Here is a 15,963-nt window from a genome sequence, read left to right as displayed (position 1 = left end):
CGGTTACACGGCTTCCGTCATCGGGCTGCACTGGATGCGGAAGTTACCCGCGGGTGTGTAGCGGGGCAGTACGAGCATGGGGTGCAGGCCCACAGGCGTGACCGCGGTCTGCCGGTAGGCGAAGACCCGTCCGGGGTTGCGGACGTCGTGGAGACGCCGGCCCAGGCGCATGGTCCGCAGGTTGTCCGAGCTGAGCGCCAGGTCCCACTGCTCGGCGCGGTCGCGGCGCGGCGCCATGAGGTGCAGCGGCACGGACACCTGCCACAGCCCTCCGTCGAACCGCTCGACGCCGGCCTCCAGGCGACGCCCCGAGGCGACGAACTCGACCGACGGGGCCTGGGGCTCGCCGCCCACCACACGGAAGGTGACGTCGACCTGGCTGTGGGTCACGTGGACCCGCACGACCTCCGCCGACGGCTGGGGCCGGCTGAACGTGACCTGGGCGCTCCCGGTGACACTGCGGCCCAGCCGGTAGCGGTCGCCGGTCGCGGCGGACGCCTCCATGGGGCGGGTCGGGCCGCCGTACGGAACGGGAAGGTCCACGAGGAGCAGGGGCAGCGCACGGCGGCGCGCCCCGCGTGACAGGCGCAGCCGGATCTTCCAGCGGCCGGGCGTCAGCGGCAGGCCGGTCACGTCCTGTCCGAGCAGGATCGCGGCGTCCATCGCGACGCCACCGTCGTGGTCGGTGTAGACCTTGGCGTCCGTGGTGAGCCGGCGTCCTCGGCGCTTCAGCTCGATCCGGGCGTCCTCGTCCGGCCGCGCCCAGTGCGGCATCCGGGCGTGCAGGTTGACGGTCTGCCCGTCGAGCACGGCGGCGTAGTGGAGCACAGCGGCACGGCCCTGGCGACGGGGCAGGAAATACCGGCGCAGCAGGACCGACCGGACGCGGGCGGTCCGGCGGCGCGCGCGGCGGCGCAGTGCGCGCAGGGGGCGTCGACGTTTCATCTGGCAACTCCGTCGGCGAGTCCGTGTTGGGTGGGAACCGCGTCCAGCTTCGGAGGTGAGACGCGGCGGTCGCTGAGCCGGGTGGGACCGGTGGCCCCGTCGGGCAGCTCGTAGCGGCTGGGGACGGGGAAGTACCTGTCGAGGAACGACCGGACCATGCGCTCCTGTGCCTCCGGATCGGGGTGCTCGACGGTGTCGTTCAGGCAGAACGTGTCGAAGTGCCGGTGGGCGAGAAGGTTGTCCAAGCGGCGCCGGGCCTGGTCGGCGGCGAGGTCGATGTACTGGTAGCGCAGGTTCCCGGTGGTCGTACGGCCGGTGTGGAAGCCGTAGTAGTGGTGCAGTGACGAGGCGATCGGGACGTCCTCGGGAGACCGGAAGCGGGAGTGCTGGGTGCGGTGGTGCTCCGCGCTGTAGACCAGCTCGATGTCGGAGAGGATGCTACGGCGCAGGGGATGCGGGGTGTGCTTCATCTTCTGCGCGATACGGGTGCCGAAGGACCGCTCGATCAAGGCCCGGCTGTTCTTGCCTGCCGCGTTCACCGGCAGGTCGTCCGTGCCCACGGGGCCGCTCGGTATGAGCGCCTTGGACTGGAAGAACTTGGTCAGGCCGTTGGTGTGGAAGAAGCGGTCGGCGCCGAGGGGGCGGCCGAAGAAAACGTCGTCGTTGAGGTAGAGGAAGTGCTCGGACAGGCCGTCGATGTGGTGCAGCTGGCTTTCGATGGCGTGCGAGTTGAACGTGGGCAGGGCAGTGGGGTCGGAGAAGATCTCGCGATGGTCGACGACCTTGATGCCCGAGGCGTCGGTGTCCAGCCAGCTGGGCACCTGTCCGGCGGTGACCAGATAGACGGTGCGGACCCAGGGCGCGTACTGGTGCAGGGAGCGCAGGGAGTAGCGCAGTTCGTCGCGGCTGGTGAAGCGCGAGTCGTTGGCCGCCTGGGCATGCAAGGTCCGGGGCGGGTCGCCCAGCCGCCCCGAGCGGACGGCGTCGCGTTCGGCGCTCCACTGAGGGTCGGAGTCGTCGACCCAGGTGTAGACGACATCGATGGGAAAGAGGTGGTCCTCCGCCAGGGGCTGGGTGAATTCGGCCACGGTACGCGCGCTGCCGGTGGTGTAGGCGCCGGGAATCAAGGCGAACAGAGCCTGCGGGACGGTGTGGCGTGGTACGTCGACCGGCACCTCGGTCACCACCCGGTTGGGGCGGGGCGCCTCCAGCTGTCCGTCCCGTTCCTTCCAGAATTCCAGGTCACAGCCCTGGTCGGCGCCGTAGACGAGCTCCTGGGTGGGGTCGGTGACGTACCAGGCGACCCGCAGAGCGTCGTGCTTGCGCAGCTGGCGCCAGGACTTACCGACGTCGCCGGGCCGCATGCCGGACTCCGATGCGGTGGCCGCGCCGACGTAGCCGGGGGTCTGCTCGAAGGCGATCTGGAGCATCTCCTCCGCCGACTCGCGCTGTCCTGCGGGCACCGCGACGGTCGGAAGATCCTTCGTGGCGCCGCGAACGCAGAAGTAGTCAACTCCCCCGGCCTCCAGCGCGGCGACGAGGATGTGCAGATTGCGGGCCCGGGCTGCCCAGGCCGTGGCGCCCTCGACAACCAGGGCGTGCATGTGTCGGCCCTTGACGCGCACCACGCGGCGGGCGGAGTCCGCGCTGTGCCGGGGTGCGTTGCGGCGGCCGCCCATCGCCCAGACGACCGTCGCGGACCGGATGGCGTCGACGGAGCTGAACGAGGACTTCACCGCCGAGCGGAGCGGAGCCGGCACTTTGCGGACGATGCCCCTCCGTGCGCCTGCCGGCACCACGGACCGGTACGCCGAAACCAGCGATCCCGCCTCCGGATTGCCGGAACCGACCACGAGGCATCCACCACCCACGCCACTGCGGTCCAGCGTCAGCCTCGACCGGATGCCTCGTTGCGCCCGGACAAAGGACGGCATGAGACCGAAACCTGTCATCCCCCACGAAGAACCGCCCCGCGAGACGGTCACATTTGCTCACCTGCGAGCAAGTCACAGAACCTTCACATAAAGAACCGGTCAACGTCCAGCCAAAAAGGTGGACAGATGCGACGTGTACCCGTGATGAATCCCACTGGGAACTCATACAACCTTTTACAACTTCACGAGAACGCCACATGGCGGAGGAGCGACACCCCGGTGTCGTGCCGATGCTCCGGAAGGGGCCGGCGGATCAGAGCCGGTGCCACTGCGGCGAGAGCGTCAGCCCCGGACCCGGCTCCTGCCGGGCGAGGGACACCGCCCCGTCCCGCCCGCGCACCGCTACGACGACTCGGCCGCACCCGTCGACGGCGAGCGCGGGATCACCGACGCACTCCTCGGTGGTGTCGGACCACCAGACCCCGCCCTGCTCCCCTTCGGTGCCGCAGACCCCGATCAGCAGAGTGCCGCTCGTCCCGCGCTGCGCGAGAACCGTGCAGTCGTAGCCGCCCAGGTCGGCACGCAGCGCGACGACGGCGCCCTCTCCGGGGTACCCGCCCAGCAGCACGGGCCAGGCACCTGCCCGGAAGAAGACGATTCCCGCCGTAGCCGCATCGGTCCAGTAGTACGTGAGGCGGCCGGGCGCGGTCTCCAGCGCCGTCGCAGACCCCTCCAGAGCGTAGAACTGCAGGGGAGGAGCTATCAGCAGCGGGCCGTCCGGAACGTCCTGCCGCCACTGCTGCACGCCGCGGTCACCGGTCGCGAAGACCTCCACGAGCCCGCCGGAGGTCACCGACGGCACGATTTGGGCGGAGAGCCCGACGCCCTTGAGGTCCTGCCAGGCCCCCCATTTGCCGCCCTTACCCTCGCGGCGCATCTGCAGTCCGCGGCCCGCGTTGCGCGCGAAGACGAAGACCGTCCCCTGCGCGTCGACGGCTCCGGCCGGCGCCCCCACCTTCCGGCCCCTCTCCCGGTCGCGGTAGAAGTTGCCGAGGGAGCGCCACTCGGTGACGGGCCGGCCGGTCTGGTACTGGACGGCGTGTACGAAGTCGACGCTCGGCCCCTCGTCACCGCGGCGTTCCCGCCGCCCGAGGAAATGCACGTAGGCGTCGGCGCCCTGAACGACGGTGAGGTCCGTGAGGCCCGCGACCGGCACGAAGTCCGGCCCGTCCCACCGGTCACCGCCCCGGCTCCGCTGCGTCCAGCGCAACAGGCCGCCGTCCGTGCGGGCGTACAGCGTGAGCCTGCCGTCCTTACCCAGCGTCATCCAGCGGCCGCGCGGCGTACCGCTGACCTGGTGGCGGCCGGTGGACGGAGCCGAGAGGAGGGTGCTGCCCGAGGAGTCCGGTTTCCTTCTCCGCATGGCCCTTGACACCCTCTCCCCTTCACCGATCCCTCATCCCGCCCACACAGGATCGATAGCATCATATGCTCAGCGCCGATCCGCCTGATCGGGTCGCGCGGCCGTCGGCCCCAGGGAACCAAGACACCCATTCGAACGATCCTCTGTTCTATAGTGCACGCTCAGTCATACACGCACGGACCGGCCCCGCCCCCCACCCGAGTCCCACGCACTCCACAGCCCGCCCCGGGCCACGAGATTTGAGGACTCGACCACGATGAGCCACGACGCCATACCCGCGAGCACGCACGAAAGCCCTCCGGCGTCTCATGGCGGCGGACGGAAGCGCAGAGAAGGTCGCAAGCGGCGTCGCGGTCTCAAGATCACCCTGATTGTGCTGCTCGTCCTGCTGCTCGCCGCAGGCGGCACCGCATGGTGGCTCTACAGCCGCCTCGACGGGAACATCAAGGGCGTCGACATCAACAAGGCGCTGGGTGATGACCGCCCCGAGAAGCTTCCCACCAGCGGGCAGAACCTGCTGATCCTCGGCTCCGACTCACGGGCCGGCGCGGAGAACAAGAAGCTGGGCGGCGGCGCCGGTGTCAGCGGGGCCCGGTCCGACACCGCGCTGGTCGTGCACATCCCCGAGGGCCGCAGCAAGGCCGTCGCCGTGTCGATACCCCGCGACACCCTGGTGACCCGGCCCGAGTGCACCAAGGCCGACGGCTCGACGGTGGACACCGCGAACCGCGTGATGTTCAACTCCGTCTACGCGCAGGTCGGTCCGGCCTGTGTGGTCAAGACCGTCGAGAAGATGTCCGGTGTGCGCATCGACCACTACCTGGAGATCAACTTCGCCGGGTTCAAGGACCTCGTGGACGCCATCGGCGGCGTGACCGTCGACGTCCCGGAGGACATCCACGACAAGTCCTCCGGGCTCGACCTGACCGCCGGGTCGCACAAGCTCAACGGCACCGAGTCGCTCTCCTACGTCCGCACCCGCCACGGCATCGGCGACGGCAGCGACCTCGGACGCATCGGGCTCCAGCAGCAGTTCCTCATGGCCCTGCTCAGCGAGGTCAAGAAGCAGGATCTGCTGGGCAGTCCGACGAACGCCTACAAGATCGCCAACTCGGCCACCAAGTCCCTCACCACCGACGAGGACCTGGCCTCCCTCAAGTCCCTCACGCAGTTCGCCCGTTCGATGAACGGCGTCGACCCGGACACGATGGAGACGATCATGCTCCCCGTCGCCTACGACAAGGTCGACCCCAACCGGGTCGTCGCCGCTCAGCCGCAGGCCAAGACGTTGTGGAAGGCGATCCGCGAGGACACCGCCATCCCCGAGTCGGCCAAGAAGTCCCCGGCCACCGGCGGCTGACGGCCCGTCACCGCACCGGCGCACCGCGCGCCCGGCGTCGTACGAAACGGCCGTGGGACCTTTCCGGTCCCACGGCCGCCGTTCGGGGGCTCACACCCGCTGGGCCGGGCCCAGCGCGAGGCCCGGTTCGCTGTTCTGCCGGGCCACGTAGAGCCCGCCGTGCACCCCGATCACCCCGAGGACCACGCGGCCCTTCCCGTCGAGCGCCAACGCCGGGGCCGTGGCGGTCCGTTCGCCGGTCGCCGCCCACCAGAGGCCGCCGCTCTCGTTCTCCGTTCCGCAGGCCGCGAGCATCACCCGGCCGTCGCGGTCGCGGTGGGCGAGCACCGTGCAGTCGTAGCCGTCCAGCTCGGCGCGGAGCGCGGCGACCGGGCCCTCGGCCGGGGTGTCGGCGATCGTGACCGCCGGGGTGCCCAGGCGGTTGGCGGTGAGGGTGCCGGCCGCGGCGTCGGTCCAGTAGAAGGTGTTGCGGTCGGGAGCGGTCTCCAGCACGCTCACCGCACCGCCGGCGATCTTGACGTTCAGGTTCGGTACCTTCTCGAAGGCGCCGCCCGGTTCGGCCTGCGTCCACCTCATGGCCTTGCTGATGCCGGGGACGAGAAGCTCGATCCGCCCGGACTCGGCGACCGCGACGGCCATCGTCTCCTTGCCCAGGGTGCCCCGCAGGTCCTTCCACCCCTCCCATTTGCCGTTCTTGCCCTCACGGCGCAGCATCATCCCGCCGTTGGCGTTGCGGACGAAGACGTTGACCGCGCCGGACGGGGCGACACCGGCCGCCGGAGGGCCGATGCGGGCGGCCCGCTCGGCGTCCTTGTAGGGGTTGCCCAGGGAGCGCCACGCGGTGACCGGGCGGCCCGTCTGGTACTGGATGGCGTGGACGAGGTCGACCTGCGGCGGGCCCTCGTCCACGGGCACCGTCCGGCGCCCGACGAAGTGCACGTAGCCGTCCGCGCCCTGGGCGATGCCGAGATGGGTCAGATGCGGGACCGGGAAGAACTCGGGGCCCTCCCAGCGGGGCCCTCCCGGGCGCTCCTCGGTCCAGCGCAGGACCCCGTCCTCGTTGCGGGCGTATGCGGTGAGCCTGCCGTCCTTGCCACGCACGAGCCAGCGTCCGCCGACCGGGGTTCCGGCAGGCCCCTCGGCGCTTTCGACGTCTCGCAGGGCGCCCTCGCCCTTTCCCGAGGTGCTCCCCTGGGAACGTCTCGACCTGACTCGCATGTCGTGAGGTCATCCTTCCGTGATGGTCCGCTCCCGATCTGCGGCTTTGTGTCACGACCGGCACCCGGAAGTCGGGGAGCACCCATCATAGAATCACCGTTCGAACCCGCGGAATCGCCGCTACCGGCCCGCACTCGGGGCCCCGCAGCGTACGCCGAAGGCGTCGCCCGTGACACCCTTGCGGCATGTCCGCCCCGCGCACCCTGGTCATCGTCGACGCCGCCAACGTGGTCGGCTCCGTCCCGGACGGCTGGTGGCGGGACCGGCGCGGCGCGGCCGAGCGGCTGCGGGACGCGCTGGTTCCGTACGCCGCCGAAGGCCTGCCCGGCCTGCCCGGTCCCGTCGATCTGGTCCTGGTGGTCGAGGGGCGCGCCCGGGACGTCGCTCCGGTGCCGGGGGTACGGGTGGAGGCCGCGCCGGGCAGCGGTGACGACCGGATCACCGAGCTGGCGGCCGAGGCCGCGGCGGGTGCCCCGCCGCGGCCCTGCCTCGTCGTCACCGCCGACCGCGAGCTGCGGCGCCGGGTCGAGGCGTACGGGGCGCGGTGCGCGGGCCCGCGTACGGTGCGGCCCGGGCGCTGACGGGGAGGGTCACGCCCGGGTGCGGTGCACCCGGCTGTGCTTGCGCCCGTACGAGAAGTAGATGATCGCGCCGATCACCATCCAGATCGCGAACCGCAGCCAGGTCTCGGCCGGCAGGTTGAGCATCAGCCAGACCGAGGCGGCCACCGACAGGATGGGGATCAGCGGCACCCACGGGGTGCGGAAGGCGCGGTGCAGGTCCGGGCGGGTGCGGCGCAGCACGATGACGCCGAGCGCGACGACCACGAAGGCGAAGAGGGTGCCGATGTTCACCAGCGTCGCCAGCTCGTTGATGCTGGTCAGGCCGGCGACGACGGCGATGATCACGCCGAGCAGGATGGTCGGGCGGTACGGGGTGCGAAAGCGCGGGTGCGTCTTGGAGAAGAACCTCGGGAGCAGGCCGTCGCGGCTCATCGCGAAGAACACCCGGGTCTGGCCGAGCAGCAGGATCATGCAGACCGTGGTGAGGCCGACCGCCGCGCCGAAGCTGATGACGCCCGCGTAGAAGGGGTGTCCGACGGCCTTGAAGGCGTCGGCGAGCGGTGCGCTGACGGACAGCTCGGTGTAGTGCTGCATGCCGGTGACGACGATCGATACGGCGACGTAGAGCGCGGTGCAGATGAACAGCGAGGCCATGATGCCGCGCGGCATGTCGCGCTGCGGGAGCTTCGTCTCCTCCGCCGCCGTGGCCACGACGTCGAAGCCGATGAACGCGAAGAAGACGACGGAGGCGGCGGTGAAGATGCCCATGACGCCGAAGTTCGTCGGGGCGTAGCCGAAGATCAGCTGGACCAGCGGGGCGTCGAACCCCGATCCGGAGGGCTGCGGCTCGGCCTCGGGGACGAACGGCGAGTAGTTGGCGGTGTCGATGAAGAACAGGCCCGCGATGATGACGACCAGGACCACGGCGATCTTCACGGCGACGACCACCGTGGTGACCCGGGCCGACAGCTTCATGCCCAGCACCAGGATGACGGTGAGGAGCAGGATCAGGGCGAACGCGAGGATGTCGAAGCCGAACCCTTCCGCCACGTCCGGTCCGGACAGCACGTCCGGCAGGTGCCAGCCGGCGTTGTCCAGCAGCGAGCGGACGTAGCCGGACCAGCCGACCGCGACCACCGCCGTACCCAGCGCGAACTCCAGCACCAGGTCCCAGCCGATGATCCAGGCGACCAGCTCACCCAGCGAGGCGTAGGAGAAGGTGTACGCCGAGCCGGCCACCGGCACCGTGGAGGCGAACTCCGCGTAGCACAGGGCGGCCAGGGCGCAGACGACGCCGGCGACCACGAAGGCGATGGCGGTGGCCGGGCCCGCCGTCTCCTTGGCGACCTTCCCGGTGAGGACGAAGATGCCGGTGCCGATGATGACGCCGACCCCGAAGACCGTGAGGTCGAGCGCGGAGAGGGACTTCTTGAGGGATTGCTCCGGCTCCTCGGTGTCGCGGATGGACTGTTCGACCGTCTTGGTCCGGAACAGCCCGCCTCCGCTGGGGGGCAGGTCCTTCTGCGTGCTCACCGGCGTACCTCCACGCACTCGTCGTGCACGCCATGATTCGGACCCGGCCGCCCGCTCCACGCCTTCCACTGCGGGATTTCACGCGAATGGGCCGGTCGAACCACCCGTACAGGGTGGCCGACCGGCCCATTCGGCCGAGGTGCGGGTAGGGATCAGTCCCGGACGCGCTCCGCGACGGTGCGGCTCTCCGCGGCCGTCTCGTAGCGGCCGTCGAGCTTGGCGACCAGGCCGGTGACCTGGCGGGCGATGTCCGGCGCGGTCAGCCCGATCTCGGCCATGACCTCCTTGCGGGAGGCGTGGTCGAGGAAGACCGGCGGGATGCCGAAGTCGCGCAGCGGTACGTCGACGTCCTCGTCGCGCAGCGCCTGGGCGATGGCGGAGCCGACGCCGCCGGCCCTGCTGTTGTCCTCGACGGTGACGACGACGCGGTGCTGCGCGGCGAGCGGGGCCATGGCCTCGTCCACCGGCTTGACCCAGCGCGGGTCGACGACGGTCGTGGAGATGCCCTGGGCGTCGAGCAGGTCGGCGATCTCCAGGCACATCGGGGCGAGCGCGCCGATGGAGACGAGCAGGACGTCCGGCCGGGCGGCGTCGGGCCCGCGCAGCACGTCCATGCCGCCGACCGTGGAGACGGCCTTGACCGAGGGGCCGACCGCGCCCTTGGAGAAGCGGACGACGGTCGGGGCGTCGTCCACCTCGACGGCCTCGCGCAGCTGGGCGCGGACCTGGTCGGCGTCGCGCGGGGCGGCGATCCTGAGCGAGGGCACGCACTGGAGGATCGACATGTCCCACATGCCGTTGTGCGAGGCGCCGTCGGTTCCGGTGATCCCGGCCCGGTCCAGGACGAAGGTGACCCCGCACTTGTGCAGGGCGACGTCCATCAGGACCTGGTCGAAGGCCCGGTTGAGGAAGGTGGCGTACACCGCGAAGACGGGGTGCAGGCCGCCGGTGGCCAGGCCCGCGGCGGAGACCGCGCCGTGCTGCTCGGCGATGCCGACGTCGTAGATCCGGTCCGGGAACTCCTTCTCGAACTTGGTCAGTCCGACCGGCTGGAGCATGGCCGCGGTGATCGCGACGATGTCCTCGCGCTCGTGGCCGAGCTTGACCATCTCCTCGCCGAACACGGAGGTCCAGTCGAGCCCGGAGGTGGCGACGGGCAGGCCGGTGTCGGGGTGGATCTTGCCGACGGCGTGGAAGCGGTCGGCCTCGTCGAGCAGGGCGGGGGTGTAGCCGCGGCCCTTCTCGGTGAGGCAGTGCACGATGACGGGGCCGCCGAAGCGCTTGGCGCGCTGGAGCGCGGACTCCAGGGCCTCGATGTCGTGGCCGTCGATGGGGCCGACGTACTTCAGGCCGAGGTCCTCGAACATGCCCTGCGGGGCGATGAAGTCCTTGAGGCCCTTCTTGGCGCCGTGCAGCGTCTCGTACAGCGGCTTGCCGACGACGGGGGTGCGCTCCAGGAGGTCCTTGCCGCGGGCCAGGAAGCGTTCGTAGCCGTCGGTGGTGCGCAGGGTCGCCAGGTGGTTGGCGAGGCCGCCGATGGTGGGGGCGTAGGAGCGTTCGTTGTCGTTGACGACGATGACGAGGGGGCGGTCCTTGGCGGCGGCGATGTTGTTCAGCGCCTCCCAGGCCATGCCGCCGGTGAGGGCTCCGTCACCGATGACCGCGACGACGTGGTCGTCCTTGCCGCGCACCTCGTTGGCCTTGGCGAGGCCGTCGGCCCAGCCCAGGACGGTGGAGGCGTGCGAGTTCTCGATGACGTCGTGCTCGGACTCGGCGCGCGAGGGGTAGCCGGACAGGCCGCCCTTGCTCTTGAGCCTGGTGAAGTCCTGGCGGCCGGTGAGGAGCTTGTGGACGTAGCTCTGGTGGCCGGTGTCGAAGAGGACCTTGTCCTTCGGGGAGTCGAAGACCCGGTGCAGGGCGATGGTCAGCTCGACCACGCCGAGGTTGGGTCCGAGGTGGCCGCCGGTCTTGGAGACGGCGTCGACGAGGAAGGTCCGGATCTCTTCGGCGAGCTGCTCCAGCTGCTCGGGAGTGAGCCGGTCAAGGTCACGCGGTCCGCCGATGCGGGTCAGCAGATCCCATCCGTCGCCCACCACCGCCCGTGCGTGACGCGCTTCGCGCGGCTGTGTCACCGTGCCTCCTTGCGATTGTGCTGGTCGAGCATGCCGATCCGATGAGTCTAACGGCCTCCCCCCGAAGCGGGGGCGGGGCGGGCTGCCCCGTCCGGGCCGGTACGTGCCGGAGCCCGGCGCCCCTTCGCGGGGCGCCGGGCTCCGGCGGTGGTGCGTGCGGCGTGCGCCCTGGGCTCTGTCCGGCGGATCTTCGCCGGACAGATCCTAGGCGCGGCCTGCGGTCTTCTGGGTCTTGCGCGAGACCGAGTCGATGATCACGGCGATGAGGAGTACTCCGCCGGTGATCATGTACTGGATCGCGTTCGACGACAGGTTCATCTGGTTGAGGCCCTGGACGATCGACTGGATGACCAGGATGCCCAGCAGCGCGGACCAGACCTTGCCGCGTCCGCCGAACAGGGACGTACCGCCGATAACGGCTGCGGCGATGCACATCATGAGCTGGTTGCCGCCACCGAGCGAACGGTCGGCGCCGCCGGTCGCGGAGGCCAGGAAGAGACCGCCGACCGCACCGAGCGTGCCGGAGATCATGAACACCGAGATGCGAATCCAGGACACGTTGATACCGGCACGACGCGCTGCCTCGACGCCACCGCCGACCGCGAAGACCTGACGGCCGTAGGTGGTGCGGCGCAGAACGAAGTCGGTGATGACCAAGATCCCGAGGAAGATCACCAGGGAGAGCGGGAGGCCCTGCTCCTGGTTGAACGCGTACGCGGCGAGGAGGCTCAGGACGGCGAGCAGCACGGTGCGCAGGATGATCTCGCTCTGCGGGCGGTGCGGCAGCTCCGCGGCCTTGCGGCGCCTCGCGTCGCGCAGCTGCGCGAGGTAGAAGGCGACGATCACGACCACGGCGAGACCGTAGGCGGCGGCGACGTCGGCGAAGTAGTAGCTGGTCAGGTCGCGGACGAAGCTGCCGAGGGGGGTGGTGATGGTGGACTTGTCGCCCATCACCCAGGTCTGCATGCCGGCCCAGCCCAGGAAGCCCGCCAGGGTCACGACGAACGCGGGCACGCCGATCTTGGCGAAGACGATGCCGTGGAAGGCGCCGATGACCGTGCCGGACAGAATGCCCACCACGATGGCGAGGGAGTCGGGTATGTCCGTGCCGACCACGGCCCACACCGCACCCGCGAGACCCGCGACGGAACCGACCGCGAGGTCGATCTCGCCGAGCAGCAGTACGAAGACGATGCCCACGGCCATGATGCCGGGGCCCGCCGCGTACAGCGTGATCTGGTCGAGGTTGTACGAGGTGAGGAAGTTGCCGGTCTCCAGCTGGAAGACGATCCCGATGATGATCAGGCCCACCACGACAGGCAGCGAGCCGATCTCGCCCGAGCGCACCTTGCGCTTGAACTCGGTCCAGTAGCCCTTGAAGCCCTGCTCACGGATGAGCAGGCGGGGGTCGACGACCCTGACCGCGCCGGCCGCAGCCGCGGGAGCCTCGGTGGTGGCGTCTGCCTGGGCCGGGACCTTGGCCGGGGTCTCGTTGGTGTTGCTCACTTGGATGCCTCCGCGCTGCGGGACTTGCGGCGGGTCACGGCGTTGTCGGTGGCGCCCGTGATCGCGGCGATGATTTCTTCGTGGCTGGTCGTCGCCACCGGGAAGATGCCGTTGTTGTGGCCGAGTCGCAGCACGGCGACCTTGTCGGCGACAGCCTTCACATCGGCCATGTTGTGGCTGATGAGGATGACGCCGAGGTTCTGCTCGCGCAGCCGCTCCACCAGGTCGAGGACCTGTGCGGTCTGCTCGACGCCGAGGGCCGCGGTGGGCTCGTCCAGGATCACGATCTTGGGGTTGCCGACCAGGGCGCGGGCGATGGCCACGACCTGGCGCTGGCCACCGGAGAGCGCGGCGACCGGGATACGGACGCTGGGAATACGGATGGAGAGCGTGGACAGGAGGTCCTGGGCCCGCTTCTCCATGGCGACCTCGTCGAGGACGCCGCCCTTCTTGATCTCGCGCCCGAGGAAGAGGTTGGCGACGACGTCCAGGTTGTCGCAGAGCGCGAGGTCCTGGTAGACGGTGGCTACGCCGAGGTTCTGGGCGTCGTGCGGACGGCTGATGTCCACCTTCGCGCCCTCCCACTCGATGACGCCCTCATCGATGGGGTGCACGCCGGCGATCGTCTTGACCAGCGTGGACTTTCCGGCACCGTTGTCGCCGACCAGGGCGACCACTTCTCCGGCGTGGACTTCGAGATCGACACCGGAGAGGACCTGGACCGCTCCGAATCGCTTGAAGACTCCACGCAACGCCAGCACGGGCGTCTGTGACACGTGAACCATCTCCTTCGCCGCCTGACCGGCGGGGATGTGCCGCCTGACCGGCGGAGACGCCGCGCCACGAGGGGCTGCGTCGACGTACGGGAAGTACTGGGGGAAGAGCGTCCGGCACCCGGCCGGCAGCGGGGTGTGGGCCGGCCGGGGCCGGACAGTCATGGGGTGGGCGGACTCCGCCGTGCGGCGCGGATCAAACCCGTACGCGCCAGGGCCGGCCGGCCCTGGCGCGAGGAGGGACTACTTGATGCCCAGTGCGGTGCACTTGGCGGCGATGTCCTTCACGCAGACCTTGGAGGCCTGGTAGATGCCGTCCTTGATCACGGTGGACTGGATGTTGTCCTTGTTCACCACGGTCGGCTCGAGCAGCGTGGAGGGAACGCCGTCCGTCTCGCCCTCGGCGCCGATGTCCTTGCCCTGGAGCAGGTTGACGGCGAACTGGGCGGCCGCCGGGGCGAGCTGCTTCGGCGACTTGTAGATCGTGAAGGTCTGCGTACCGGCGATGATCCGCTGGATACCGGGGAGCTCGGCGTCCTGGCCACCCACCGGGATGTCCTTGATGCCGGCGTTGCCCAGGGACGTGATGATGCCGCCCGCCATGCCGTCGTTGGCGGAGTAGACCGCGTCGATCTTGCCCTTGCCCACCGAGGAGATGGCGGCGGTCATCTTCTCGCCGGCGATCTTCGGGTCCCACTCGCCGGACGCCTCGTAGGCGATCTTGACCTTGCCGTCGAGGGACGCGTGGGCGCCCTTCTTGAACAGGCCGGCGTTCGGGTCCTTCTCGTCACCGTTGATCATGACGAGGTTGGAGTCGGCCGCCTTGGAGCCGAGGGCGTCGAGGATGGCCTGGCCCTGGAGCTTGCCGATCTTCTCGTTGTCGTGGCTGACGTAGGCGTCGGCACCCTCGATGGCGCGGTCGTACGCGACGACCTTGACGCCCTTCTTGTGCGCGTCGGCGACCCACGCGGCGGACTTCTCGGCGTCGACCGAGGAGATCGCGATGACCTTGACGCCGTCGGCGATCTGCTGCTCGAACTGCTGCTTCTGCTGGCCGACGTCACTGGCCGCGTTGTTGTAGACGACCTCGCACTCCGCGCAGTCCTTCTCGACCGCCTCGATGAACAGCGGCTTGTCCAGCGTCTCGTAGCGGGCGGTCTTGTTCTCCGGGAGAAGCAGACCGATCTTGGTCTTGCTGCCCGAGTCCGCCGAGTCCTTCTTGTCGTCGCCCGCCTTGCCGCAAGCGGCGAGGGAGACGGCCATCGAAACTGCGGCCGTACCTATGACGATGCGTCGCGTCATTGCGTTCATTGGGGGTTTGCCTCCCTGACGAGGCCGCAACGTCGCGGCCGAGGTGGCTGGAAGTCAACTCGGCCGCAGGGGCGACGTCAAGGAGTAAATCCTTAACGAGATGACAACGGTGCCATTCGTTATCTAAGTGAAGGCAGGGGTGGCCGCGGGCAAGGTGCTCTCCAAAAGGGTCGAATCCCCCATCTCGCTCAGCACGAGCGCCAGCGCCCCCAGCACCTCCGCCCGGCCTCCCAGGGCCCCCGGGAGCACCGAGAGCTGTCGTGCGGCGCTGGGGATGGCGTAGCGGGACACGGAGTCGCGGATGGGCCCGAGGACCAGCTCCCCGGCCTCCGCCAGCGAGCCGCCGAGCACCACGCGGCTCGGATTCAGGAGGTTGCAGAGGTTGGCCACCCCGCTGCCGATGTGCCGCCCGACGTCGCCGATCACCCGCCGGCAGCCCGGATCGCCCTCACGGGCCAGCTGGACCACCCGCTCCATGGTGAGATCGGGGCCGTGGCTGGGCTGGAGCAGGGGCAGGACGTAGCGCGCGGCCGTGAAGGTCTCCAGGCATCCGCGATTGCCGCAGCGGCAGACGGGGCCCGACTCGTCGAGGGTGATGTGGCCGATCTCGCCGGCCGTGCCGCCGGGGCCCCGGTAGATGTGCCCGTCGATCACCAGACCGGCGCCGACACCGCTGGCGACCTTGATGTACGCGAGGTCCCTGACCCCCCGGCCGCTCCCCCACACCAGCTCGCCGAGCGCGCCGAGGTTGGCGTCGTTGTCCACGTACACCGGCACTCCGAGGCGTGCGGCGAGCTCCTCGCTGGGGTTGATGCCCGTCCAGCCCGGCAGGATCGACGTGGAGCCCAGCGTGCCGGACTCGACGTCGATCGGGCCGGGAACACCGAGCCCCACCCCGATGACCTTGCCGGGGCTGATCCCGGTGGTCTCGATCAGGCGGTTGACCAGATGTTCCGCCCGTCCGAAGCCCTGGGCCGACGAGGCGTCTACGTCCAGCGGCTCGGACTCCTCGGCGAGCACCTGGTGAGCCAGGTTGCCGACGGCGACGCGCAGGTGGGTGTGGCCGAAGTCGACGCCGATCACGATGCCCGCGTCGCCGCTGAGCGAGACGCTGCGGGCCCGGCGGCCGCCCGCCGAGGTGGGGGTCACCTCGACCGTGCCGCCGTCCTTCAGTTCGCGAACGATATTGGAGACTGTGGCCGCGGACAGGCCCGTACTCCTGGCGATCTCCGCCTGGGTGAGCGAACCAGCCATACGTACGGCGCGCACGACCCGCTCAAGGTTGGCGCGATGCAGAGACGTCTGCGACCCCGGAGTCTCCATCG

At 70.0% G+C, this 15,963-nt stretch carries 12 protein-coding genes; 2 read left to right on the top strand and 10 right to left on the bottom strand.

Features of this window, described 5'->3' with window-relative positions; all coding sequences use genetic code 11:
• Positions 1 to 3 precede the first annotated feature (3 nt).
• The 3 genes from E6P78_RS18920 to E6P78_RS18910 form a co-directional block, all read right to left on the bottom strand.
• On the bottom strand, positions 4 to 945 hold the full coding sequence (locus tag E6P78_RS18920; RefSeq protein ID WP_136204788.1) for a hypothetical protein: 942 nt from the start codon (positions 943 to 945) through the stop codon (positions 4 to 6).
• Positions 942 to 2,744 (bottom strand): stealth family protein, encoded by a 1,803-nt coding sequence (locus E6P78_RS18915; protein ID WP_136204870.1) that lies wholly within the window; start codon positions 2,742 to 2,744, stop codon positions 942 to 944. Before E6P78_RS18915 ends, E6P78_RS18920 begins: the two co-directional genes overlap by 4 nt.
• Positions 2,745 to 3,132: 388 nt before the next feature.
• Positions 3,133 to 4,242, bottom strand: a complete 1,110-nt coding sequence (locus E6P78_RS18910) for a hypothetical protein (protein ID WP_240799272.1) — start codon at positions 4,240 to 4,242, stop codon at positions 3,133 to 3,135.
• 256 nt (positions 4,243 to 4,498) lie between these two features.
• On the opposite strand from E6P78_RS18910, the gene E6P78_RS18905 reads away from it, so the two are divergent.
• Positions 4,499 to 5,602: an LCP family protein gene (locus tag E6P78_RS18905; protein ID WP_136204787.1), complete on the top strand. Its 1,104-nt coding sequence runs from the start codon at positions 4,499 to 4,501 to the stop codon at positions 5,600 to 5,602.
• 90 nt (positions 5,603 to 5,692) lie between these two features.
• On the opposite strand, the gene E6P78_RS18900 is transcribed toward E6P78_RS18905, so the two are convergent.
• On the bottom strand, positions 5,693 to 6,703 hold the full coding sequence (locus E6P78_RS18900) for a hypothetical protein (protein WP_240799271.1): 1,011 nt from the start codon (positions 6,701 to 6,703) through the stop codon (positions 5,693 to 5,695).
• Between the two features lie 302 nt (positions 6,704 to 7,005).
• On the opposite strand from E6P78_RS18900, the gene E6P78_RS18895 reads away from it, so the two are divergent.
• Entirely contained in the window at positions 7,006 to 7,401 is a 396-nt protein-coding gene (locus E6P78_RS18895; RefSeq protein WP_136204785.1) for an NYN domain-containing protein, read from the top strand.
• 9 nt (positions 7,402 to 7,410) lie between these two features.
• Here the strand turns inward: E6P78_RS18895 and E6P78_RS18890 are convergent, their stop codons facing one another.
• The 6 genes from E6P78_RS18890 to E6P78_RS18865 form a co-directional block, all read right to left on the bottom strand.
• The gene (locus E6P78_RS18890) at positions 7,411 to 8,916 is read right to left on the bottom strand and encodes an amino acid permease (protein WP_136204784.1); all 1,506 of its coding nucleotides are present in this window, start codon (positions 8,914 to 8,916) and stop codon (positions 7,411 to 7,413) included.
• A gap of 152 nt (positions 8,917 to 9,068) precedes the next feature.
• Complete coding sequence (gene dxs / locus E6P78_RS18885) at positions 9,069 to 11,048, bottom strand: 1-deoxy-D-xylulose-5-phosphate synthase (protein ID WP_136204783.1); 1,980 nt, start codon at positions 11,046 to 11,048, stop codon at positions 9,069 to 9,071.
• A 204-nt stretch (positions 11,049 to 11,252) separates the two neighbouring features.
• A complete protein-coding gene (locus tag E6P78_RS18880; protein ID WP_136204782.1) occupies positions 11,253 to 12,554 on the bottom strand; it encodes a sugar ABC transporter permease in 1,302 nt (433 codons plus the stop codon).
• Positions 12,551 to 13,339, bottom strand: a complete 789-nt coding sequence (locus E6P78_RS18875; protein ID WP_078622658.1) for an ATP-binding cassette domain-containing protein — start codon at positions 13,337 to 13,339, stop codon at positions 12,551 to 12,553. The genes E6P78_RS18880 and E6P78_RS18875 overlap by 4 nt, the downstream gene beginning before the upstream one ends.
• Positions 13,340 to 13,570: 231 nt before the next feature.
• On the bottom strand, positions 13,571 to 14,629 hold the full coding sequence (locus E6P78_RS18870) for a substrate-binding domain-containing protein (protein ID WP_136204781.1): 1,059 nt from the start codon (positions 14,627 to 14,629) through the stop codon (positions 13,571 to 13,573).
• Between the two features lie 132 nt (positions 14,630 to 14,761).
• Complete coding sequence (locus E6P78_RS18865) at positions 14,762 to 15,961, bottom strand: ROK family transcriptional regulator (RefSeq protein ID WP_136204868.1); 1,200 nt, start codon at positions 15,959 to 15,961, stop codon at positions 14,762 to 14,764.
• Positions 15,962 to 15,963: the final 2 nt, after the last annotated feature.

This window comes from Streptomyces sp. A0958 (assembly GCF_004795035.1).
Classification (GTDB): Bacteria; Actinomycetota; Actinomycetes; order Streptomycetales; family Streptomycetaceae; genus Streptomyces.
Note: the sequence above shows the minus strand (reverse complement) of the source record. Positions and strands in the feature narration are given on the sequence as shown.